This window comes from Mesorhizobium sp. NZP2077, assembly GCF_013170805.1.
Taxonomy (GTDB): domain Bacteria; phylum Pseudomonadota; class Alphaproteobacteria; order Rhizobiales; family Rhizobiaceae; genus Mesorhizobium.
Map to the genome: position 1 here is coordinate 687,713 of NZ_CP051293.1, position 22,523 is coordinate 710,235.

Here is a 22,523-nt window from a genome sequence, read left to right on the forward strand (position 1 = left end):
AGTCTACGGGCTTTGGTGCTCCCGGCGGAGACGGAAACGACATGTGCTGCGGCGATCACGGCGCTATAGCGTGCTACCGGCTTGGCTTCTCAACCGCGCTCAGGGCGGCTAAACCTTTTGGAAGTGGCTCTCCGGTGTCCAGATAGGTCTGGATCAGCCGCTCGTCGTCAGCGCCTTTGTAGGCCAACGGTATGCCTCTGATCTGGGCGGCCATATCCCAATCGACAGGCCGCTCCTTCGGCGCGAACCATCCACACCGCCTGATTTCCACCCAATGCTGGCGAATGGACAAACAGTTTTGAAGACCATCATCTTCGTATCCGGCCTCCACTCCGCAACATGCGCATATGAAGTAGGCGGGGTCTTGCCCGTCCTCGCCCCATGGCAAATCCGGGAACTGGCTCAATCCGCAAACGCGGCACTTGAACTTATCCTCGACCACCCCCGAACATCTCCCTGGCTTGCTCTTCCGTATAATAGCCAAGTCTGACGTCTTCGGCGACCAGTTCCGGATCACGCTCGCGCGGATCGCCATAGCCGCCACCGCCCGGCGTGCCGACGCGCACGCGGTCGCCGGCTTTCAGCGGGATGTCCTGCTCCTTGGAGAGGTGTGGCGGGACATGTTCCTCGCCATTGCGGAAGACGGTGACGGTGTTGACCGCGCCATCGCTGCCGCCAAGCGCGCCTTGCGGGCCGAAACGGCCGTGATCCATGACAAAGGAGGCGCGCGCATCGCCGCGCAGGATTTCCACCTCGTAGGCGAGCCCAAAGCCGCCGCGATGCTTGCCGGCGCCGCCGGAGCCTTCGCGCAAGGCATAGTGGCGGTAGAGTACCGGAAAAGCCTGCTCCATGATCTCGACCGGCGGCGATTTGGAGATGCCTATGGTCGAGCAGCCATTGGTCAGCCCGTCATGACCCGAATTGCCGCCATAGCCGCCGCCGGAGATCTGGTACATGACGTAGTCGCGACCGCGCGCCGGATCGTTGCCTCCAAGCGCGAAATTGCCGCTGGAACCGGCGGGCGCGGCCGTCACCTTGTCCGGCAATGCCTGCACCATCGCGGCGAACACCGCCTCGGCGATGCGCTGCGACACCTCAGCGGCGCAACCGGACACGGGCCGTGGATACTTGGCGTCGAGGAAGGTGCCTTCCGGCCGCTTGACGATCAGCGGCTCGAAGGCGCCGGCACTGATCGGCACATCCGGGAAGATGTGGCGCATGGCGAGGTAGACCGAGGATAAGGTCGTCGCCAGCACGCTGTTCATCGGCCCGGCACAGGGTTTCGACGAGCCGGTAAAATCGAAGGTCAGCGTGTCGCCCTGCTTCTCTACCGCGAGCGCGATGGTCAGCGGCTCGTTGACCACGCCGTCGGAATCGACAAAGGCCTTGGAATGATAGGTGCCGTCTGGAATGGCTGAGATGTTGGCGCGCATCTGTTCGGCGGCGCGGCGGCGCAGTTCGGCGATCGCCTCGACAACGGTTTCGTCTCCGTAACGATCCAGGATTCCATTGAGCCTGTCCTGGCCTATCAGCAGTGCGGCGGCCTGCGCCCTGATATCGCCGATGCGCTGGTCGGCGACGCGGATGTTGGAACAGATGATGGCGTAGATCTCCGGATCGAGCACGCCTTTCTTGAACAGCTTTACCGGCGGCAGCCGCAGGCCTTCCTGCTCGACCGCAGTCGCCGAGGCCGAGAAACCGCCCGGCACCGAGCCACCAATGTCGGGCCAGTGGCCGGTGTTGGACAGCCAGCAGAAGATCTTTCCCGCCCGATAGACCGGCATGGCGAAGCGCACATCCATCAGATGGGTGCCGCCGAGATAGGGGTCGTTGACGATGTAGATGTCGCCCGGCTCCGGTGGCAGGCAGCGGCCGTCGGCGATCATCTCGATCACCGTCCTGGTCGAATATTGCATGACGCCAACGAACACCGGCAGGCCCTGGCTGCCTTGCGCAATCAGCGAGCCGTCGACTGCGGAATAGATGCCGTCGGAGCGGTCATTGGCTTCGGCGATCACAGGCGAGAAGGCAGCGCGGGAAAAGGTCAGGTCCATCTCGTCGCAGACCTGCTGCAAGGCCGCCTGGAGGACCGAAAGGGTGATGGCGTCGAGCTTTGCCATATCAATGTCAGGCATCTCAGGCCTCGCCGATGTCGATGATGATGTTGCCGTCGGCGTCCGATCTTGCGCGGTCGCCGGGTTCGAGCACGGTGGTGGCGTCCATCTGTTCGAGGATCGCCGGCCCATCGATGACCGCGTCGAGCGGCAGTTTTTCGCGTGCGTATACCGGCGTGTCGTGCCACCGGCCCGCATACCAGACCGGCCGGATTTCGCGTCGTGCTTCTTCGAGCGTCTTGGCGCGGCCTGCCGGGTCGATCAGGCGCGACAGGTCGATCGCCGGCCTGACGCCGGTGACCGAAGTGTTGAGGTTGACGAGGTTGGCGCGGATTTCCGGCAGCTCGACCTTGAACCGAGCGAAATAGGCTTTTTCGAACAGCGCCTGCAATTCTTGCCGGGTCACAGAGGAGGATGGCAGCGGCACGTTGATGATGTGGGTCTGGCCGACGAACTGCATGTCGGCGGAGTGGGTGACGCGGATCGTCTCCGGCTTCACCGCTTCCTTGCCGATCAGTTCCTCGCCTTCGTTTCGGTGCCGTTCCAATACGGCGTGAAGCTGGGTTTCATCGAGCACGACAACCGGCTGGTTGATGGTGTTGACGAAGTCGTGGCGCAGATCGGCGACGACGCAGCCGAGCGCGTTGGTGATGCCGGGACGCGCCGGCACCAGCACACGCGGCAGGCCAAGTTCGCGCGCCAAAGCGGTCGCGTGCAGCGGCCCGGCGCCGCCAAAGGCGAACAGCGCGAAATCACGCGGATCATGGCCGCGCGACACCGAGACCATGCGAATGGCGCCGGCCATCTTCATGTTGCCGAGCCTGAGAACCGCACCCGCGGCTTCGACGCCGGACAGGCCGGTCGACTTGCCTATTCTGTCCTCGAAAATGCCGGTGACGCGCTCCGATGTGACCGGGTTTTCGACCGCCAGAAGCTTCTTCGGCGCCAACCGGCCGAGCACCAGATTGGCGTCGGTGATGGTCGGCTCCAGGCCGCCGCGCCCATAGCAGATCGGGCCGGGATTGGCGCCGGCGCTTTCCGGGCCGATCTGGATCAGGCCGGCCGCATCGACACGCGCGATCGAGCCGCCGCCGGCGCCGACCGTATGCACCGCCACCATCGGCACATGGATGGGCATGGCATATTCGATCTCGATCTCGTTCGACACCGCCGGCTCGGCGTTGCGGATCAGCGCCACGTCTGTCGAGGTGCCGCCCATGTCGTAGGTGACGAGATTTTCGAAGCCGGCGCGCTTGCCCGTATAGGCGGCGGCGATGACGCCCGAGGCCGGGCCGGACATCACCGTCTTCGCCGACTCACGTGTGACGAAGCGGGCCGAGATCATGCCGCCATTGCCGTTCATGATCAGGAAGTCGCGGGCATAGCCTTTAGCCGCCAATTCCTTGCGCAGCCGCTCGACGTAGCGCTCGAGGATCGGCTGCACCGAAGCGTTGACGGAAGCCGTCACCCCGCGCTCGAATTCGCGTGCTTCCGACAGCAGGGCGTGTCCTGTGGTGATGTAGCTGTTCGGCCAGAGTTCGGCCGCGATTTCGGCAGCGCGCCGCTCATGCGCAGGGTTGGCGTAGGAATGCAGGAAATGGATGACGAGGGATTCGCAACCGGCGTCGATCAGCGCTTTCACCGCCTCGCGCATTTCGGCTTCGTCGAGCGGCGTGCGCACCGCACCCGAGGCCTCGACGCGCTCCGACACTTCGAGCCGGAGATTGCGCGGGATGATCGGGACGAAGCTGCCGGTCATGCCATAGGGTTGCGGCCGCGTGCGCCGGCCAAGTTCGATCACGTCGCGAAAGCCGCGCGTGGTGATCATGCCGGTCCTGGCCAGCCGGCGTTCCAGCACCGCATTGGTGGTGGTGGTCGTGCCATGCACGATGAGGTCGATGCCGTTGATCGCAAATCCGGTGGCGCCGAGTGCCGAAACCACGCCGAACGCCTGGTTGTCCACCGTGGTCGGGGTCTTGGCGATATGCACCTTGCCGCCGTCCTTGCCGTCGATCAAAAGCAGGTCGGTGAAGGTTCCGCCGACATCGATGCCGGCAACGACATTTCCCAGGGAATCGCGCGCTTGCGCTGGAAAATTCTCTTTCATCGTCGAAACCCGAAATGCTGGGACTACGGATATGCGTCAGTTTGGAAAGGTGTTTTAAGGTAGCATCTTGACGCAAATATCGTTTGTATACTAATAAATTCCGGACACAAGAGCTTACCGCTTTGGAGTGTGCGAACGGCACGCCGGGACCTGAACGGTCCGGGCGCGCAGGTGAAAGTTTGGCGCCCGCATCGGTGATGCTGGGCCAGAAAGTTGGATTTGATGAACACCACATCCGCTCTCGACACCGCCGGCGCTCGTCCGCTGCAGTTTCCGATTCCGGCCAACGTCTATACCGAGACCGTCGTCTCGGTGAAGCATTACACCGACCGGCTGTTCTCGTTCCGCATCACCCGCCCGCAGTCGCTGCGCTTCCGCTCCGGCGAGTTCGTCATGATCGGCCTGCCCAATGCCGAGAAACCGGTGTACCGCGCCTATTCCGTGGCGAGCCCGGCCTGGGACGAAGAGCTGGAATTCTTCTCGATCAAGGTGCCGGACGGCCCGCTGACCTCGGAACTGCAGAAGATCCAGGTCGGCGACACCGTCATCATGCGCCAGAAGTCGACCGGCACGCTGGTGGTCGACGCGCTGACCCCGGCCAAGCGGCTGTTCATGATCTCGACCGGCACCGGCATCGCGCCCTTCGCCAGCCTGCTGCGCGACCCCGACACCTACGAAAAGTTCGATCAGCTGATCCTCACCCATACCTGCCGCGACAATGCCGAACTGACCTATGGCCAGGAATTGGTGGCGGCACTTGAAAACGACCCGCTGATCGGCGAGCTGACCGCCGGGCGCGTCACGCTCTACAATTCGACGACCCGCGAAGAGTCGGCCTGCATGGGCCGCATCACCGCGCTGATCGGTTCCGGCAAGTTCTACAGCGATCTCGGCATTGAAAAGCTCAATCCCGAGACCGACCGCATCATGATCTGCGGCTCGATGCACATGCTCAAGGACGTCAAGGAGATGGCCGAAAGCCTCGGTTTCCAGGAAGGCTCGCTCAGCCATCCCGCGACTTTCGTCGTCGAGCGCGCCTTCGTCGGCTGAGCCAAACGCGGACGCGTCAAGATCCCATTTTGACCATGCGGTCAAAAACTAGCTGCTTTTGCGACCTTTTTCAGCTATCCCTCGCTTGAGGACTCGTGAAGCACGACTTCACGGGCTATCTTTGTGCGTGTCGGGAAACGACGTGCGTCAAGACATCAAGCGCAAGTCGCTGAATGAAAGGGCAGGATATGAGCAGCACAATCCGCGAAGCCGATCTTGGCACGAAGGTGACGCCGCTGCCCGCGCGTGCCGCCGCCAACACCGCGGTCCCGCTGGACCATCGCATCGCGCGTAATCCCGGCATGAAGCTCGATCTCGGCTTCATGGAATCGGTGCGCAGCGTCAACCGTTCGGCGCTGGAGCGCCGTGTCGCCAGCCTGACCAAACGGCGCTCGATCAAGGCCGACAACCAGGCGGCCTGGCTGCTGCGCGCCGTCGCCTGCATGGATCTGACGACGCTGAATTCCAACGACACCGAGGAGCGCGTGCGCCGGCTGTGCGCCAAGGCGATCAACCCGTTCCGCCGCGACATCGTCGAGGGACTCGGCATTGCGGGCGAAACTATCCGGCCGGCCGCGGTCTGCGTCTACCACCCCTTCGTCGCCACGGCCGTCGACGCCGTGCGCGGCACGGGCATTCATGTCGCCGCCGTCTCCACCGCCTTTCCGCATGGCCTGGCGCCGCTGTCGACCCGCCTGCAGGAGATCGAAGCCTCGGTGCGCGATGGTGCCGACGAGATTGACGTCGTCATTCCGCGCGGCCTGGTGTTCGGCGCCAAGTGGCGAGAACTTTACAACGAGATCGTCTCGATGCGCGCCGCCTGTGGTGACGCGCATCTGAAGGTCATTTTGGGCACCGGCGACCTCGCCACTTTGCGCAATGTGATGCTGGCCTCGATGGTGGCGATGATGGCCGGCGCCGACTTCATCAAGACCTCCACCGGCAAGGAAACCGTCAATGCGACGCTGCCGGTTGGGCTCGCCATGGTGCGTGCCATCCGGGCCTATTTCGAGGAAACCGGCTATCTCATCGGCTTCAAGCCGGCGGGCGGCATTTCCACCGCGAAAGCTTCGCTCGACTGGCTGGTGCTGATGAAGGAAGAACTCGGCCGGCCTTGGCTGGAGCCGGAGCTGTTCCGCTTCGGCGCGTCGAGCCTTTTGACCGACATCGAGCGCCAGCTCGAGCACCATCTGACCGGGCACTATTCAGCCAATCACCGCCACGCAATGGCTTGAGCACCCACCCCGATCGGCTTGGCCGATCGACCCTTCCCGCCAAGGGGAAGGGTGAAGGAGGCACCCCATGAACATTCTCGACCGCTATCATGCCATGGAATACGGCCCGGCGCCGGAAGCCCGCAACGAGGCCGATGCGTGGCTTGCCGCGCGCGATTTCGGCAAGGCGCTGTTCATCGACGCCGGCTGGAAAGCCGCTTCAGGCGGCAAGACTTTCGAGACCAGCGAGCCGTCCTCCGGCAAGCTGCTGGCCAAAGTGTCCGACGCCAGCGCGGCCGATATCGACGCGGCGGTTGCGGCCGCCACCAAGGCGCTGCCGAAGTGGGCAGCGTCCTCGGGCTACCAACGCGCTAAAGTGCTCTACGCGATCGGCCGCGCCATGCAGCGGCATCAGCGCCTGTTCGCGGTGCTGGAGTCGATCGACAATGGCAAGCCGATCCGCGAAAGCCGCGACATCGACGTGCCGCTGGCCATTCGCCATTTCATCCACCACGCCGGTTGGGCGCAGGCTCTGGACAAGGATTTCCCTGGCCACAAGGGCGTCGGCGTCGTCGGCCAGATCATCCCGTGGAATTTCCCGTTGCTGATGCTGGCCTGGAAGATCGCGCCCGCACTTGCCGCCGGCTGCACGGTGGTGCTGAAACCAGCCGAATTCACGCCGCTGACCGCTATCCTGTTTGCCGAAATCTGCGAACGCGCCGGCGTGCCGAAGGGCGTCGTCAACATTGTTCACGGTGGCCCGGAAGCGGGTGCGGCCATTGTCAACCATCCCGGCATCCAGAAGATCGCCTTCACCGGGTCTTCGGAAGTCGGCAAGATCATCCGCAAGGCAACCGCAGGGTCGGGCAAAAAACTGTCGCTGGAGCTTGGCGGCAAGTCGGCCTTCATCGTTTTCGAGGACGCCGACCTCGACAGCGCCGTGGAAGGCCTGGTCGACGGCATCTGGTTCAACCAGGGCCAGGTGTGCTGCGCCGGCTCGCGGCTCTTGGTGCAGGAAGGCATCGCCGAAGCCTTGATCGCCAAGGTCAAGACTCGGATGAGCCGGTTGCGAGTCGGCAGCCCGCTCGACAAGAATACCGATATCGGCCCGCTGGTCGACGCCACACAGCTCGACCGCGTCAAGGGTCTGGTCGCCGAGGGCGCGAAACAGGGGGCCGTCTGCTGGCAGCCGGATGCCGTGCTGCCGTCCTCCGGCTACTACCATCTGCCGACACTGGCGACAGGTGTTTCGCCGGCTAATATTCTTGCACAGGAGGAGGTGTTCGGACCGGTTCTGGCGACCATGACTTTCCGCAACACCGAGGAAGCGATCGAGCTTGCCAACAATACGCGCTACGGCCTTGCGGCGAGCGTGTGGAGCGAGAATGTCAACCTCGCCCTCCACGTCGCGCCGCAGTTGAAGGCCGGCGTCGTCTGGGTCAACGGCACCAACATGTTCGACGCCGCCTGCGGTTTTGGCGGTTATCGCGAGAGCGGCTTCGGCCGCGAGGGCGGGCGCGAAGGCATGTTCGAATATCTCACGGCTAAACTGCCGCTCGGCCCGCTCATCAAGCCGGCGACGCTCTCGGCGCAACCGGTCGAGCAGGCCGATGGCGCGGCCATCGACCGCACGGCAAAGCTGTTCATCGGCGGCAAGCAGGTTCGGCCGGACGGCAATTATTCGCTGGCGGTCGCGACCGCCAAGGGCAAGCTGGCCGGCGAAGTCGGGCTCGGTAGCCGCAAGGATATCCGTGATGCCGTCTCTGCCGCCCGGGGCTGCAAAAGCTGGCCGGAGGCGACCGCCTATAACCGTTCCCAGGTGCTTTATTACCTGGCCGAGAACCTCTCCGGCCGCGCTGGTGAATTCGCTGCCCGCCTGACCGAGCTGACCGGCGCTACGCCCAAGGCTGCGCGGGAAGAAGTTGACCAAACTATCGAACGGCTGTTCCTCTATGCCGGGCTAGCCGACAAGTTCGAGGGCCGCGTGCACCAGCCGCCGGCCCGCGCGGTGACGCTGGCGCTGCATGAACCGGTCGGCGTCGTCGGCATCGTCGCGCCGGATACTTCACCGCTGCTCGGGCTGATCTCGCTGGTCGCGCCGGCGCTGGCCATGGGCAACACGGTGGTTGCCGTGCCTTCGGAACGCTATCCGCTGCTCGCCACCGACCTTTATCAGGTGATCGAATATTCCGACGTTCCGGCCGGCGCTATCAACATCGTCACCGGCCGCACGGCGGAGCTTGCCGGCGTGCTGGCCAAGCATGACGATGTCGACGGGCTGTGGATATTCGCCGATGCCGAGACTTGCGCCAAGGCGGAAGCCGACTCCATCGGCAACCTCAAGCGCGTCTGGAGCGGCAATGGCCGCGGCCTCGACTGGGCATCCGACGAGGCGGCCGGCGATGCCTTCCTGCGCCGCGCCGTCGAGGTCAAGAACGTCTGGGTGCCTTACGGCGACTGAATTGCCAGGCTGTCGCAATGGTGATCGTGTTCGGGCTTGACGCCCGGACACATGTTCTTTAACGAGAAAAAACATCTTTATCAGTGAACTGGCGCCCGCGCAGGCCGCACGATGACGCGTGACTGGCACATGGCACCTTGGCCAGCCACCGATAAAGGCGGATGCATCAGGCAGACGAGGAGAACAGCATGGCAGACCTAGCAGGCAAGGTCGTTGTCGTCACGGCAGCGGCACAAGGCATCGGCAAGGCAAGCGCGCTGGCCTTCGCCAAAGCCGGTGCTGTCGTCCATGCCACCGACATCAACGAGGCGCTGCTGGCGGAACTCGCCAAGACCTCCGGCATCAAGACGCGCAAGCTCGACGTGCTCAATGACGAAGCCGTCAACGCGGCCTTTGCCGAAATCGGTGTCGTCGACGTGCTGTTCAACTGCGCCGGTTTCGTCCATTCCGGCTCGATCCTCGAGATGAAGGACGCCGATCTCGATTTCGCCTTCAACCTCAATGTCCGCGCCATGATCCGCACCATACGTGCGGTGCTGCCCGGCATGCTGGAGCGCGGCGATGGATCGATCATCAACATGTCTTCCGTCGCCGGCGCCGGCAAAGGCGTGCCGAACCGCTTCGCCTATGGTGTCACCAAGGCCGCGGTCATCGGCCTGACCAAGGCGATTGCCGCCGACTATGTCGGCAAGGGCATACGCTGCAACGCCATCTGCCCCGGCACTGTCGAAAGCCCGTCGCTGCAGGACCGGATGCATGCGCAGGGTGACTACGAAGCCGCCCGCGCGGCGTTCATTGCCCGCCAGCCGATGGGCCGGCTCGGCACGCCGGAGGAAATCGCCGATCTCGCCGTCTATCTGGCCGGCGCCACCTATACGTCCGGACAAGCCTATAATATCGACGGCGGCTGGTCGATCTGAACCAATCTGACTGAGGAGAGAATTCAATGAAACTGCTGCGCTATGGCGAGGTGGGGAGCGAACGTCCCGGCCTGCTCGATGCGGATGGAACGATCCGCGATCTCTCCGCCCATGTCGCCGACATTGCCGGCACGGTGCTTCATCCGGCCTCGCTGGAGATGCTAGGCAAGCTCGATGCGAAGTCGCTGCCGGCGGTTTCCGGCAAGCCTCGCCTCGGCGCCTGCGTTGCCGGCACCGGCAAGTTCATCTGCATCGGCCTCAATTACTCCGACCACGCCGCTGAGACCGGCGCCACAGTGCCGCCGGAGCCGATCATCTTCATGAAGGCAAGCTCGGCCATTGTCGGCCCGGACGATGACGTGCTGATCCCGCGCGGCTCTGAAAAGACCGACTGGGAAGTCGAACTCGCCGTGGTGATCGGCAAGACGGCAAAGTATGTCAGCGAAGCTGACGCGCTGGATTATGTCGCCGGCTATGCCGTTGCCCACGATGTCTCAGAGCGCGCCTTCCAGGCTGAGCGCCAGGGCCAGTGGACCAAGGGCAAGAGCTGCGACACGTTCGGCCCGACCGGCCCCTGGCTGGTGACCAAGGACGAAGTCGCCGACCCGCAGAACCTGAAGATGTGGCTGACCGTCAACGGCAAGACCATGCAGAACGGCTCGACCAAGACCATGGTCTACGGAGTCGCCTTCCTGGTGTCCTACCTCAGCCAGTTCATGTCGCTGCACCCCGGCGACATTATTTCGACAGGCACGCCGCCCGGCGTTGGGCTGGGCATGAAGCCGCCGGTGTTCTTGAAGGCTGGCGATGTGGTGGAGCTGGGCATCGAAGGCCTGGGTCAGCAGAAGCAGACGTTCAAGGCTGACGTGTAGGCGCCTCTTCCTTCTCCCCTTGTGGGAGAAGGTGTCGCCGAAGGCGACGGATGAGGGGTGTTCCAGGGAACACCAACGCCTCACTCCGCTGGAGCACCCCTCATCCGTCTCGGCGCTATCGCGCCGATCCACCTTCCCCCACAAGGGGGGAAGGAAGAGGGCGGTGCCGCGCTACTTCAGCACCTTCCCATCAGCCCCAAACCGGTACGTCTTCCCAGGCTCCGGAGTCGCATACAGCGTCGCCCCCGGCTCGGCGTCATACACACCAAAAATCCGCACCGTAATCAGCCCGGCCTTCTCGCAGTCGAGATAGAGGTTGGTGTCGGCACCCAGATGCTCGGCATGCACAACCGTGCCCTTCCAGGCACCTGACTTCGTATCGACCGTCAGATGCTCGGGCCGCACGCCGATGGTCTTGGCCGTCTCGCCAAGCCTGGCGCCGTCGATGAAATTCATCTTCGGCGAGCCGATGAAGCCGGCGACGAACTCGTTTGCCGGCGAATTGTAGAGTTCCATCGGGCCACCGATCTGCTCGATCCGGCCTGCGTTCAGCACCACAATCTTGTCGGCCAGCGTCATTGCCTCGACCTGGTCGTGGGTGACGTAGATCATCGTTGCCTTGAGCCGGCGGTGCAGCTGCGCGATTTCAAGACGCGTGTTGACGCGGAGCGCCGCGTCGAGGTTCGACAGCGGCTCGTCGAACAGGAACAGCTTGGGTTCGCGCACCACGGCGCGGCCGATGGCGACACGCTGGCGCTGGCCGCCGGAGAGTTCGGCGGGCCTTCGCTCAAGATAGGGTCCCAGCGACAGCATGGAGGACGCGATGCCGATGCGCCTCTCGATCTCGGCCGCCGGAGTACCCGCCTGCTTGAGGCCGAGGCCCATATTGTTCTTTACCGTCAGATGCGGGTAGAGCGCGTAGGTCTGGAACACCATGGCGATGCCGCGTTTGGCCGGCGGTATGGTGGACACGTCCACATCATCGATGACCACCCGGCCCGAGGTCGAATCCTCCAGCCCGGCAATGACCCTGAGCAAGGTCGACTTGCCGCAGCCGGACGGGCCGACGAAGACGACGAATTCGCCATCGTTCACTTCAAAGTTGATACCCTTCAGCACCTCGACCGGCCCGAAGGCCTTCTTCACATTCTCGATCTTCAGCGAGCCCACGGCTTCGTCCCTGTTCTAGAGTTTGATGGGGGCGCCGCTGCGCACGCTCTCGTCGGCGGCAAGGCAGACGGCGAGCGATTTCACCGCGTCGTCCATGTGTTTGGTGAGATCCATATCCTCGCGGATCGCCTTCAGCACGAAGGCCTGTTCGAAGTCGCAGAGATCCTGGTGGCCGGGTTCGCCTGCCATCGACAGCATTTCGTCTTCCCTGACGAACTTGCCGTCCGGCCCAGTCGCCGCATTGTGCAGGCGGATGGTCGAGGTCTTGGTGTGGGTGTCGATATCGTCGGACTTCACACCTTCCTTCATCACGATCGACACGCAGCCGTTCGGTGAGATCACATCCTTCACGAAGAACGCTGTTTCGGAAATCATCGGACCCCAGCCGGCTTCGTACCAGCCGACCGAGCCGTCATCGAACAGCACCTGCAGATGGCCGTAATTGTACATCGAGGGCGCGACCTCCTCCGACAGCCGCACGCCCATGCCGCGCACCTCGACCGGCCTCGCATCGGTGATCTGCAGCATGACGTCGAGATAATGCACGCCGCAATCGACGATCGGCGACGTCGTCTGCATCAGCTGCTTGTGCGTCTCCCAGGTCGGCCCTGAGGACTGCTGGTTGAGGTTCATGCGGAAAACATAGGGCCCGCCGAGCTTGCGCGCCTCGGCGATCAGCCTGATCCAGGACGGGTGATGGCGCAGGATGTAGCCGATCACCAGCTTTTTGCCGTTGGCCTTGGCGGCCGCGACGACGCGTTTTGCGTCGGCGACGGTCGTTGCCAGCGGCTTTTCCACAAAGACGTGGCAGCCGGCTTCGAACGCCTTCACCGCATAGTCGGCATGGCTGTCGGAATAGGTGGCGATGCAGGCGACATCGGGCTTCTCGTCGCGCAGTGCCTCGTCGAAGGAGCGCCTGATGCCATAGCCCGACAGCCCGTCCGGCAGCGGCACGTCGGAGCGGTTGATCAGTGCGGCGATCTCGAACCCCGGATTGGTGTGATAGGCCAGCGCATGGCTGCGACCCATATTGCCGAGCCCGGCGACGACAACGCGAAGAGGCTTTTCTGAACTCACTTGACGGCTCCGGAAGTAATGCCGCGGATCAGCTGCCGCGAGAAGATGACGTAGAGGATCAGCACCGGCATGATCGCCAGCGACAGCGCCGCCAGGATGGCGTTCCAGTTGGTGACGAACTGGCCGAGGAACAGCTGCGCGCCCAAGGTCACCGTCTTGGTCTCTTCCGACGGCGCCAGGATCAGCGGGAACCAGAGATCGTTCCAGATCGGGATCATGGTGAAGACGGCGACCGTGGCCATCGACGGCCGCACCAGCGGCAGCACCAGCCGGAAGAAGATGGTGTATTCCGACAGTCCGTCGATACGGCCGGCATTCTTCAGATCGTCGGACACCTGCTTCATGAATTCCGACAGGATGAAGACGGCCAGCGGCAGGCCCTGCGCGGTGTAGACCAGGATCAGCGAGGTCAGCGTGTTGACCAGCCCGCTCGCCACCATCAATTGCAGGATGGCGACGGTGCCGAGCCGGATCGGGATCATGATACCGAGCGCCAGGTAGAGACCCATCAGCGAATTGCCGCGGAAGCGGTATTCCGAGAGGGCGAAGGCGGCCATGGCGCCGAAGAGCAGGACGAAGAACAGCGAGGCGACAGTGACGACGAGGCTGTTCTGGAAATAGTGGATGAAGTCGCCCTGGCCGATCACCGTGGTGTAGCCGATCAGGTCGAAAGTCTTTGGCGTCGGCGGCGTCAGCGGTGCGCCGAAGATGCCCGCGCGGGATTTAAACGAGTTCATGATGACCAGGATCACCGGAAACAGCGCGATCGCCGTGTAGGTCAGCAGGATCGCGTGGGCGCCGATGGTGCGGGGCAGCGAACGGGTGGCGGTGCTCATCTCTTGCCCCTCAGAACTGGTAGCGACGCAGGCGCGTCTGGACGAGGAAGAGGTAGACGCAAACGCCGCCAAGAATGATGAGGAACATCATCGTGGCGATCGCCGCGCCCATATTGGGATCGCCGACCTGCAGCTGGAAGCCGAAGAAGGCGCGGTAGAGGAAGGTGCCGAGAATGTCGGTCGAATAGTTCGGCCCGGCGAGCGCCCCTTGCGCGGTGTAGATCAGGTCGAAGGCGTTGAAATTGCCGACGAAGGTGAGGATCGAGATGATGCCGATCGACGGCAGGATCAGCGGCAGCTTGATCTTCCAGAACTGCGACAGGCCGGTGATGCCGTCGCATTCGGCCGCCTCGATCACCTCTTCGGGGATCGACAGCAGGGCGGCGTAGATCAGCATCATCGGAATGCCGACGAACTGCCAGACCGAGATCAGGCTGAGCGCGGTCAGTGCGTATTGTTCCTTGCCGAGCCATGGCGTGAACAGGCTTTTCAGGCCGACCAGGTCCATCATATGCGGCGCCACGCCCCATAGCGGCGACAGGATCAGCTTCCAGGCGAAGCCGACGATGACAAAGGACAGGATGGTCGGCACGAAGATCGCCGTGCGGTAGAAGGCGGCAAACCGGAGCCTCGGGCTGGACAGAAGTGCTGCCAGCATGACGCCGATCGGGTTCTGCACCAGCATGTGGATGATGAAGAACCAAGTGTTGTTCCTCAGCGCATTCCAGAACCCGACGGACCAGTTGGGATCGCCGAACAAGGTGCGGAAATTTTCAAACCCGACGAAGATCTGGTGCTGCTCGATGTTGCGGAACAGCGACAGCTGCAGCGTGCCGGCCAGCGGCAGGATCATGATCGCCGTGTAGACGAGCAGCGCCGGCGCCAGGAAGACGCCGATGTGCCAGCGGGTCGGTCTTTTCGGTCGTGTTTCTGCGGCCATGAGTTCGGTCCCCGCCGTCTCTCGGTTCCAGACGATGTTGATGCTAGATGATGCCTCGATGCACGGCCCTGACATCCTTGCCCAATGCGGCAAGAACAAAGGCCTGCGACTGATCAGCTAGCCTTCCCCAAGACCAGCAAGGGTAAGGCCGCGAGGCGGTGCCGACAATCGCTATCTGAACTGATGCACTTATGAGCCAGGGTATTCGGAACCGGCCAGGCATACGCCCAGCCGGCTCCGTTGCCTGAGTTCTTACTTCGCCGGCTTGTACCAGCTGTCGAGACCGGTCTGCAGCTTCTTGGCGGCAGCTTCCGGCGTATCGGTGCCATTGATGACGTTGGCCGATTCAACCCAGGTCTCGTTTTCGAGGTTCGGCGTACCGCGCGACAGGATCTGGTAGGTCGAGCGGATCGTCGACTTGCACTTGCCGCGCCAGGAGACGAATTCCTGCGCCAGCGGGTCCGCCATCTTCACCGGCGAGGAGTTCAGGCTGAAGAAGCCCGGCAGCGCGTTGGCGTAGATGGTGGCGAAATCCGGCGAGGCCACCCAGGACAGGAAGGTCTTGGCGGCGTCGGCGTTCTTCGAAGCAGCGTTCAGGCCCATGCCGATGTCGGTATGGTCGGAGATGTAGCAGGTGTCGCCGGCCTTCTCGACCGGCGGCGGGAAGGCGCCCATCTTGAACTGGGCCTGGGTGTTGAACAGGCCGATTTCCCACGAGCCGGCCGGGTAGATGGCGGCGCGGCCGAGCGTGAACAGGTTCTGGCTGTCCGGATAGGTCTGGGCCTCAAAGCCGTCGCCGAGATACGGCTTCCACTTGGCCAGTTCCTCATAGGGAGCGACCCAGTCCTTGTCGGTCAGCTTCTGGTCGCCCTTGATCAGCGCTGCACGGCCATCTTCGCCCTTCCAGTAGTTGGGGCCGATGTTCTGGTAGCCCATGGTCGCCGCTTCCCAGAGATCCTTGGTGCCCATCGCCATCGGGATGTAGGTGCCGTCGGCCTTGATCTTGTCGAGCGCGGCGAAGAACTCGTCACGGGTCGTCGGGATCTTGATGCCGAGCTTGTCGAAGGCGTCCTTGTTGTAGATGAAGCCGTGGATGACGGAGGCCATCGGCACGCAGAAGCTCGCCTTGCCGTCGTCGGTCTGCCAGGCGGACTTGGCAACGGGCGAGAAGTTCTCCATGCCGGGCAGCGCCGAGAGATCGGCAAGGTTACCCTTCTTGTAGAGTTCAAGCGACTTGTCGAACGGGCGGCAGGTGATCAGGTCGCCGGCCGAGCCGGCGGCGAGCTTAGCGCCCAGCGCCGCGTCATATTCGGTCGGAGCCGATGGTGCGAACACCACTTTGATGCCCGGGTTCTTGGCTTCGAAAGCCGGGATCAGCTTGTCCTTCCAGATGGCAAGGTCGTCGCCACGCCAGCTTTCGATGTTGAGCGTTACGTCCGCGGCAGAAGCCATCCCGGCCGAGCCGAGAATGCTGGTGCCCAGAAGCAGTGCCGTCAGTAGTTTCGTTGTCATGCTCAGTCTCCCTGTTGACCTTTTTCAGGTTCGGTTTTGATGAGAACAGAGGCTTTTGACCCCTTGCTCCCCTCGCAAGCCCGTTTCACCCCGATGGAAATCGGGATGACACAGGCCCTACTTCTTTGTTCGGGCATGATCTTTTCCGGGATCATGCGCCAGCGCGGAAAGGGCCGGCCGCAGCTTCTGGCCGGCCTCTTCCAGTATCTTCTGCGCCGCATCGGCGCTGTCGGCGCCGGCGGCGAGCAGAATGGCGGTCTTGACCGCGCCGCCGCTCTTTTCGAGCAGCCGCGCCGCATCATCCGTGCTGCGCCCACTGACGGCGGCGACGATGCGCGCGGCGCGGTCGCGCAGCTTGATGTTGTCAGCCATGAGGTTGACCATGTAGCCGTCATGGACATGGCCGAGATGCACGGCGGTCAGTGTCGACAGCATGTTGAGCGCGATTTTCTGGGCGGTGCCGGCGCCCATGCGCGTCGAGCCGGCGATCACTTCCGGCGGCGTTTCGAGCAAGATGGCGGTATCGGCCTGGCGGAGCAGGGCCGTGTCCCGGTTGTTGGCGATGCCGATGGTGGCCGCGCCGCGACGAGCGGCTTCCTCGACGGCGCGCACCGCATAGGGTGTCGTGCCGCTGGCGGAAAGGGCGATCAGGCAATCACCCGCGCCGATGCCGGCATTGGCGACGGCCGTCGCGGCTTCCTCGGTGTCATCCTCCGGCCCGCCGGCCAGCGTCTTGAACGCCTCGTCGCCGCCGGCGATCAGGATGGCGATACGGTCGCGCCGGATGCCGAAGGTGCCGGGCAGTTCCAAGGCGTCGGCCAGCGCCATCAGGCCGGAACTGCCGGCCGCGGCATATGCAAGCTTGCCGCCGCGGTTCAGCCTGTCGGCAATGATTTCAGCTGCTCTGGCGATGGCGGGGATGGCATTGCGGACGGCCTTGGCGGCTTCGATCTGCGCATCGACCAGCGAAACAAGGATGGCTTCCGGGGCCTGGATATCCAGCCCCTCGGCATTCCTGTGAAGCGCTTCGGTGCGCGTTTCAGCCATCCGCGTTCCTCCAATACCCGAACAATACCAAAAAAATACCACTTGTCCACATGCATTAACGAATTCGCGGGCAGGAAATCGCTGAGCCGACGAAATGCTGAGGATTTTCAATAAAATACGGCTTAATCTTTTTGAAACGGAAATTAACCCTTGGCTATTGGTATTTTATTGGTATTATCCGCCCGGAGGAGAAATCGCGTGAAATTCGTGCTCGGTATCGATGGCGGCGGCACCAGCTGCAGGGCCGCCCTGGCAACAGTGGACGGCGCTGTCGTTGGCCGTGCCAAAAGCGGCGCCGCCAACATCCGCACCGACCTCACCGGCGCGCGCTCAAACATTGTCGACGCCGCGCGGCAGGCTTTCATTGCCGCTGGACAGGATCCCGAACTGATCCCGCAAACCCCCGCCATTCTCGGCCTCGCCGGCGCCAATGTCGGCACCTACCGGCAACAGCTCGAAGCGATCCTGCCGTTCAGCACCAGCCGCGTCGAGACCGACGCCGAGATCGCGCTCGAAGGCGCCGTCGGCTCCGGTGACGGCGCCATGGCGATCCTCGGCACCGGCACTGCCTATATGGCGCGCAGAAACGGTAAATCGCGCGCCATCGGCGGTTGGGGTTTTCAGGTCGGCGACCAGGGCAGCGGCGCCCGCATCGGCCGCGATCTCCTGGAACAGACCCTGCTGGCCCATGATGGCGTGCGCGCGCGCTCGCCGCTGACCGACGCCATGATGGCCACCTTCCGCAACAATCCCGAGGACGTGGTCGAGTTCACCACCAATGCCAAGCCCGGCGATTTCGGCGGCTTCGCGCCCAAAGTGTTCGAGCATGCCGAAAAGGACGATGCCGTCGCCAACTGGATCGTCGGCAAGGCGGTCAGCGATGTCGAGGCTTCGCTCGGCGCGCTCGGCCTTCCGGATGATGCGCCGCTTTGCCTGCTCGGCGGACTGGCACCGCTTTATGCGCCGCGCCTCTCGGCACGCTACCAGGCACTGCTGAAGCCGCCGCTCGACGACGCGCTGGGCGGGGCGGTGCAGATGGCGGCGCGTCTGTTCGCCAAACCAGCGGAGGCGGCTCGATGAGCGACGCCGCCGACCAGATCTTCGCCACGCTGAAGCAATCCTCGCAAAGCGGCGCGCCGCTCTATCTGCAATTGCGCAAGAGCATCGAGGACGCCGTCAATCGCGGCCTGATCGGGCCGGGCGACGCGCTGCCGTCCGAGCGCGACATCGCCACCAAGGCCGACATTTCGCGCGTCACCGTGCGCAAGGCCGTGCAGGACCTGGTCAAGGGCGGCATTCTGGTGCAGCGCCATGGCTCCGGCACGTTCGTGGCGCCGCGCATGGAACGCGTCGAGCAGTCGCTGTCGCGGCTCACCTCGTTTACCGAAGACATGGCGCGGCGCGGCATGGCGGTGCGCTCGGCCTGGCTCGACCGCGGCCTCTACGCGCCTTCGCCCGACGAGATGATGGTGCTTGGCCTGTCGTCGAGCGAACTGGTGGCACGCGTGGCGCGCCTGCGCATCGCCAACGACACGCCGCTGGCGATCGAACGCGCCTCGCTGTCGGCCAGCGTGCTGCCCGACCCGGCGGGTATCGGTTCGTCGCTCTATGCGGCGCTGGAACTGACCGGCAACCGGCCGGTGCGCGCCGTGCAGCGCATCTCGGCCGCCAATCTCGGCGACAGCGATGCGCGGCTGCTCGAAGTGCCGCCGGGCATTGCCGGCCTGCATATCGAGCGCATTTCCTATCTGGCGAGCGGCAAGGTGATCGAATTCACCCGCTCCATCTACCGCGGCGACGCCTATGATTTCGTCGCCGAACTGCGGCTGACAGGGCCGAGCGAAGAGGGCCGACCATGATCTCCAACACCACCCATATGCAGCGCGAGATCGAGGAGATCCCGCAAGCCGTCGCCCGCCTGCTCGATGGCTCCGGCGCCGTGCTCGCCGAGGCCGGGCGCGGCATCAGGGAACGCGACCCGCAGTTTGTCGTCACCGTGGCGCGCGGTTCGTCCGACCATGCTGCGACCTTCATGAAATATGCCGTCGAACTGACCGCGGGCCTTGCCGTCGCTTCGGTCGGTCCGTCCATCGCCTCGATCTATGGCCGCAAGCTTCGCCTTGGCGGCTCGGCCTGCCTAGCGATCTCGCAGTCGGGCAAGAGCCCCGACATCGTCGCCATGGCCGAAACCGCACGCGCCGGCGGCGCGCTGACCATCGCCGTCACCAACACCGCCGATTCGCCGCTGGCGCGCGCCTCGGACTATGCGATCGACATATTGGCCGGGCCCGAGCGCAGTGTCGCGGCGACCAAGACCTTCGTTAATTCCGCTGTCGCCGGTCTCGCCTTGATGGCGCATTCCACTGGCGACGAGGCGCTTCTGGCAGCGCTGGCCCGCCTGCCCGAGCATTTCGGCAAGGCGATCGCCTGCGACTGGATGAGCGTGCTTGCCGAAACCATCGAGAAGCAGAAATCGCTGTTCATCCTTGGCCGCGGCCCTTCGGCGGCAATGGCCAACGAAGCGGCGCTGAAGTTCAAGGAAACCTGCGGCATGCATGCCGAAGCCTATAGCGCGGCCGAAGTCATGCATGGCCCGCTGGCGCTGATCGGCCCCGACTTTCCGGTGCTGGCGCTGGCCGCGCGCGACGCGTCCGAACCGTCCGTCGCTGAAGCCGCCGACGGGCTGGCGGCCAAGGGGGCACCGGTGTTCGTCACCTCGACACTGGCCAACCGCGCCACGCGCCTGCCGCATGTCGCCACTGGCCATCCGCTGACCGATCCGCTGACGCTGATCGTCTCCTTCTACGTGTTCGTCGAGGCCTTCGCCCGCCACCGGGGTCTCGATCCGGACACGCCGCGCAATCTTCGCAAGGTGACGGAGACGGTATGAGCAATCGCTTTGCCCTGACCGGCGCCCGCATTTTCGACGGCGACGACTGGCATGAGGGCCACGCGCTTGTGGTGCGCGACGGCCTCGTCGAGGCCATTTTGCCCACCGGCGCCGTCCCCTCGGACGTCCGCACCGTCGAGACCGGTGGCGGTATTCTGGCGCCGGGCTTCGTCGACATCCAGGTCAATGGCGGCGGCGGCGTCATGCTCAACGACCATCCCGATGTCGCCTCGATCGAAACCATATGCAAGGCGCATGCGCCGTTCGGCACGACGGCGCTGCTGGCGACGCTGATCACCGATACGCCCGCCATCACCGCAGCTGCGATCACCGCTGGCGAAGCCGCTGCGCTGCAAAAGATCCCTGGTTTCCTCGGCCTGCATCTCGAAGGTCCGCATTTGTCGATCGCCCGCAAGGGCGCGCATGATCCGGCGCTGATCAGGCCGATGACTGATGAAGACCAGGCAATGCTGATCGCGGCACGGCAGAAGCTGCCGGTGCTGCTCACCACGATTGCGCCGGAATCCGTCGAACCGGCACGCGTTGCGGCCTTGGCCAAGGCCGGCGTCGTCGTCAGCCTCGGTCATTCCGACACCGGTTACGCTGCCGCAAAAGCTTTCGCCGACGCGGGCGCCAGCGTGGTCACCCATCTGTTCAACGCCATGAGCCAGATCGGCAACCGCGAACCGGGCCTGGCCGGCACGGCCATCGACATCGGCACCTTGTCCGCCGGGCTGATCGCCGACGGCATCCATGTCCATCCCGCTACCATCAGGATCGCGCTCGACGCCAAACAGGGACCGGGCAAGATCGTGCTGGTCAGCGACGCGATGGCGACGATCGGCACCGACATGACCTCGTTCACGCTGAACGGCCGCACCATCTACCGCCGGGATGGGAGCCTCAGGCTCGCCGACGGGACGCTGGCGGGCGCCGATCTCGACATGATCTCGGCCGTGCGCTTCATGCACAGCGTCGTCGGTGTCGAACTCTCGGAAGCCTTGCGCATGGCCTCGCTCTATCCGGCGCAAGCGATCGGCCAGTCGCATCGGCTTGGCCGCCTTGCCAACGGCACGGCGGCGGATGTCGTTGCGCTGTCTGACGATCTTGGCATAGGAAGCGTCTGGATCGGCGGCGACAAGGTGTTCGAGGCCGGCGCTTCACGCTGAAAGCGAGGCCATGCAGACTATCGATTGTGTCGTCGCCGGAGCAGGCGTCGTCGGCCTTGCGATTGCCAGGGCCCTCGCTGAGTCGGGCCGCGAGGTGGTGGTGGTCGAGCAGGCCGACGCGATCGGCACGGTCACCAGTTCACGCAATTCCGAAGTCATCCATGCCGGGCTCTATTATGCACCGGGAAGCCTGAAGGCCCGGCTCTGCGTCGAGGGACGCCGGCGTCTCTACGCCTACTGCGCCGAGCACACCATTGCCCACAAGCGCGCCGGCAAGTTGATCGTCGCCAGCAAGGCCGGCCAGATCGACAGATTGCGGGCGATCGAGGCCAATGCGCGACGCTGTGGGGTCGACGATCTCCAGTTCTTGACGCGCGGCGAAGCCGAAAGCCTGGAGCCAGCACTGACATGCGCCGCCGCGCTGTTGTCGCCATCGACCGGCATTGTCGACAGCCATGCACTAATGCTGTCGCTGCGCGGTGACGCCGAAGCCGCCGGCGCATCTTGCGCATTCCTCACCTCATTCGCGGGGGCGACGATCGAGGCCGGCGGGATCCGGATCGACACGCGCGATGCCAATGGCGAGACCTTCGCTTTGGAGGCCGGCACCTTCATCAATGCCGCGGGCCTCGAAGCGCAGGCGGTGGCCGGCCGCATCGACGGTTTCCCAACAGATCTCATCCCCCGGCAATGGCTGGCGCGCGGGAACTATTTCGCGCTTTCAGGCCGCTCGCCATTTTCGCGGCTGATCTATCCGGTCCCGGTCGAAGGTGGCCTTGGCGTCCATCTGACGCATGACCTCGGCGGCAATGCCCGCTTTGGGCCCGATGTCGAATGGATCGACCATGTCGATTACACCGTCGATCCCGGCCGAAGCGCCGTCTTCTACGAAGCGATCCGGCGCTATTGGCCCGATCTTGCCGACGGCGCCCTGCAGCCGGCCTATGCCGGCATCCGGCCGAAACTGTCTGGTCCCGGTCAGCCTGCGGCCGATTTCATGATCCAGGGTCCGGCCGATCATGGCGCCGGGCGGATCGTCAATCTGTTCGGCATCGAGAGCCCCGGCCTGACGGCAAGCCTGGCGATCGCCGACCATGTCGTCGACCTGCTATATACGCAATTATAAGCACCGCCGGGAATCTCT

Annotated in this window: 19 protein-coding genes; 10 read left to right on the top strand and 9 right to left on the bottom strand. The window is 64.0% G+C overall.

Going from position 1 to position 22,523, the window contains the following annotated elements; all coding sequences use genetic code 11:
* Positions 1–73: 73 nt before the first annotated feature.
* Genes HGP13_RS03245 through HGP13_RS03255 form a run of 3 tightly spaced genes read right to left on the bottom strand, consistent with a single transcriptional unit; the run spans position 74 to position 4,221 of the window.
* A complete protein-coding gene (locus tag HGP13_RS03245; protein ID WP_172221436.1) occupies positions 74–442 on the bottom strand; it encodes a hypothetical protein in 369 nt (122 codons plus the stop codon).
* The gene (locus HGP13_RS03250) at positions 429–2,120 is read right to left on the bottom strand and encodes a hydantoinase B/oxoprolinase family protein (protein ID WP_172234601.1); all 1,692 of its coding nucleotides are present in this window, start codon (positions 2,118–2,120) and stop codon (positions 429–431) included. The genes HGP13_RS03245 and HGP13_RS03250 overlap by 14 nt, the downstream gene beginning before the upstream one ends.
* Positions 2,121–2,136: 16 nt before the next feature.
* Positions 2,137–4,221, bottom strand: coding sequence for a hydantoinase/oxoprolinase family protein (locus tag HGP13_RS03255; protein ID WP_172221439.1), 2,085 nt, complete (start codon positions 4,219–4,221; stop codon positions 2,137–2,139).
* Positions 4,222–4,443: 222 nt separating this feature from the next.
* Here HGP13_RS03255 and HGP13_RS03260 point away from each other — a divergent pair, with 222 nt between their 5' ends.
* The 5 genes from HGP13_RS03260 to HGP13_RS03280 all read left to right on the top strand — a co-directional run bounded on the left by HGP13_RS03260 (position 4,444) and on the right by HGP13_RS03280 (position 10,738).
* Entirely contained in the window at positions 4,444–5,271 is an 828-nt protein-coding gene (locus tag HGP13_RS03260; RefSeq protein ID WP_172221442.1) for a ferredoxin--NADP reductase, read from the top strand.
* A 188-nt stretch (positions 5,272–5,459) separates the two neighbouring features.
* Positions 5,460–6,506 carry a deoxyribose-phosphate aldolase gene (deoC, locus tag HGP13_RS03265; protein ID WP_172221445.1) on the top strand — a complete coding sequence of 349 codons (1,047 nt, stop codon included), beginning with the start codon at positions 5,460–5,462 and terminating at the stop codon, positions 6,504–6,506.
* Positions 6,507–6,573: 67 nt separating this feature from the next.
* The gene (locus HGP13_RS03270) at positions 6,574–8,946 is read left to right on the top strand and encodes an aldehyde dehydrogenase family protein (RefSeq protein ID WP_172221448.1); all 2,373 of its coding nucleotides are present in this window, start codon (positions 6,574–6,576) and stop codon (positions 8,944–8,946) included.
* A 188-nt stretch (positions 8,947–9,134) separates the two neighbouring features.
* Positions 9,135–9,866 carry an SDR family oxidoreductase gene (locus HGP13_RS03275; protein ID WP_172221451.1) on the top strand — a complete coding sequence of 244 codons (732 nt, stop codon included), beginning with the start codon at positions 9,135–9,137 and terminating at the stop codon, positions 9,864–9,866.
* A 26-nt stretch (positions 9,867–9,892) separates the two neighbouring features.
* On the top strand, positions 9,893–10,738 hold the full coding sequence (locus tag HGP13_RS03280; RefSeq protein WP_172221454.1) for a fumarylacetoacetate hydrolase family protein: 846 nt from the start codon (positions 9,893–9,895) through the stop codon (positions 10,736–10,738).
* A 171-nt stretch (positions 10,739–10,909) separates the two neighbouring features.
* Here HGP13_RS03280 and HGP13_RS03285 read toward each other — a convergent pair whose 3' ends face one another.
* The 6 genes from HGP13_RS03285 to HGP13_RS03310 all read right to left on the bottom strand — a co-directional run bounded on the left by HGP13_RS03285 (position 10,910) and on the right by HGP13_RS03310 (position 17,320).
* Positions 10,910–11,908, bottom strand: a complete 999-nt coding sequence (locus tag HGP13_RS03285; RefSeq protein WP_172221457.1) for an ABC transporter ATP-binding protein — start codon at positions 11,906–11,908, stop codon at positions 10,910–10,912.
* Between the two features lie 15 nt (positions 11,909–11,923).
* The gene (locus tag HGP13_RS03290; protein ID WP_172221460.1) at positions 11,924–12,985 is read right to left on the bottom strand and encodes a Gfo/Idh/MocA family oxidoreductase; all 1,062 of its coding nucleotides are present in this window, start codon (positions 12,983–12,985) and stop codon (positions 11,924–11,926) included.
* The gene (locus HGP13_RS03295; protein WP_172221463.1) at positions 12,982–13,821 is read right to left on the bottom strand and encodes a carbohydrate ABC transporter permease; all 840 of its coding nucleotides are present in this window, start codon (positions 13,819–13,821) and stop codon (positions 12,982–12,984) included. The genes HGP13_RS03290 and HGP13_RS03295 overlap by 4 nt, the downstream gene beginning before the upstream one ends.
* A 10-nt stretch (positions 13,822–13,831) precedes the next feature.
* Positions 13,832–14,761 (bottom strand): sugar ABC transporter permease, encoded by a 930-nt coding sequence (locus HGP13_RS03300; protein ID WP_172221466.1) that lies wholly within the window; start codon positions 14,759–14,761, stop codon positions 13,832–13,834.
* 252 nt (positions 14,762–15,013) lie between these two features.
* Entirely contained in the window at positions 15,014–16,273 is a 1,260-nt protein-coding gene (locus tag HGP13_RS03305) for an ABC transporter substrate-binding protein (protein ID WP_172221469.1), read from the bottom strand.
* A gap of 117 nt (positions 16,274–16,390) precedes the next feature.
* Positions 16,391–17,320, bottom strand: a complete 930-nt coding sequence (locus HGP13_RS03310) for an N-acetylmuramic acid 6-phosphate etherase (protein WP_172221474.1) — start codon at positions 17,318–17,320, stop codon at positions 16,391–16,393.
* A gap of 198 nt (positions 17,321–17,518) precedes the next feature.
* On the opposite strand from HGP13_RS03310, the gene HGP13_RS03315 reads away from it, so the two are divergent.
* Genes HGP13_RS03315 through HGP13_RS03335 form a run of 5 tightly spaced genes read left to right on the top strand, consistent with a single transcriptional unit; the run spans position 17,519 to position 22,505 of the window.
* Entirely contained in the window at positions 17,519–18,400 is an 882-nt protein-coding gene (locus HGP13_RS03315) for an N-acetylglucosamine kinase (RefSeq protein WP_172221477.1), read from the top strand.
* The gene (locus HGP13_RS03320; protein ID WP_096452258.1) at positions 18,397–19,179 is read left to right on the top strand and encodes a GntR family transcriptional regulator; all 783 of its coding nucleotides are present in this window, start codon (positions 18,397–18,399) and stop codon (positions 19,177–19,179) included. The genes HGP13_RS03315 and HGP13_RS03320 overlap by 4 nt, the downstream gene beginning before the upstream one ends.
* On the top strand, positions 19,176–20,210 hold the full coding sequence (locus HGP13_RS03325) for an SIS domain-containing protein (RefSeq protein WP_172221480.1): 1,035 nt from the start codon (positions 19,176–19,178) through the stop codon (positions 20,208–20,210). Before HGP13_RS03320 ends, HGP13_RS03325 begins: the two co-directional genes overlap by 4 nt.
* Entirely contained in the window at positions 20,207–21,379 is a 1,173-nt protein-coding gene (nagA, locus tag HGP13_RS03330; protein WP_172221484.1) for an N-acetylglucosamine-6-phosphate deacetylase, read from the top strand. The genes HGP13_RS03325 and nagA overlap by 4 nt, the downstream gene beginning before the upstream one ends.
* Positions 21,380–21,389: 10 nt before the next feature.
* Positions 21,390–22,505: an NAD(P)/FAD-dependent oxidoreductase gene (locus HGP13_RS03335; RefSeq protein ID WP_172221487.1), complete on the top strand. Its 1,116-nt coding sequence runs from the start codon at positions 21,390–21,392 to the stop codon at positions 22,503–22,505.
* Positions 22,506–22,523 lie beyond the last annotated feature (18 nt).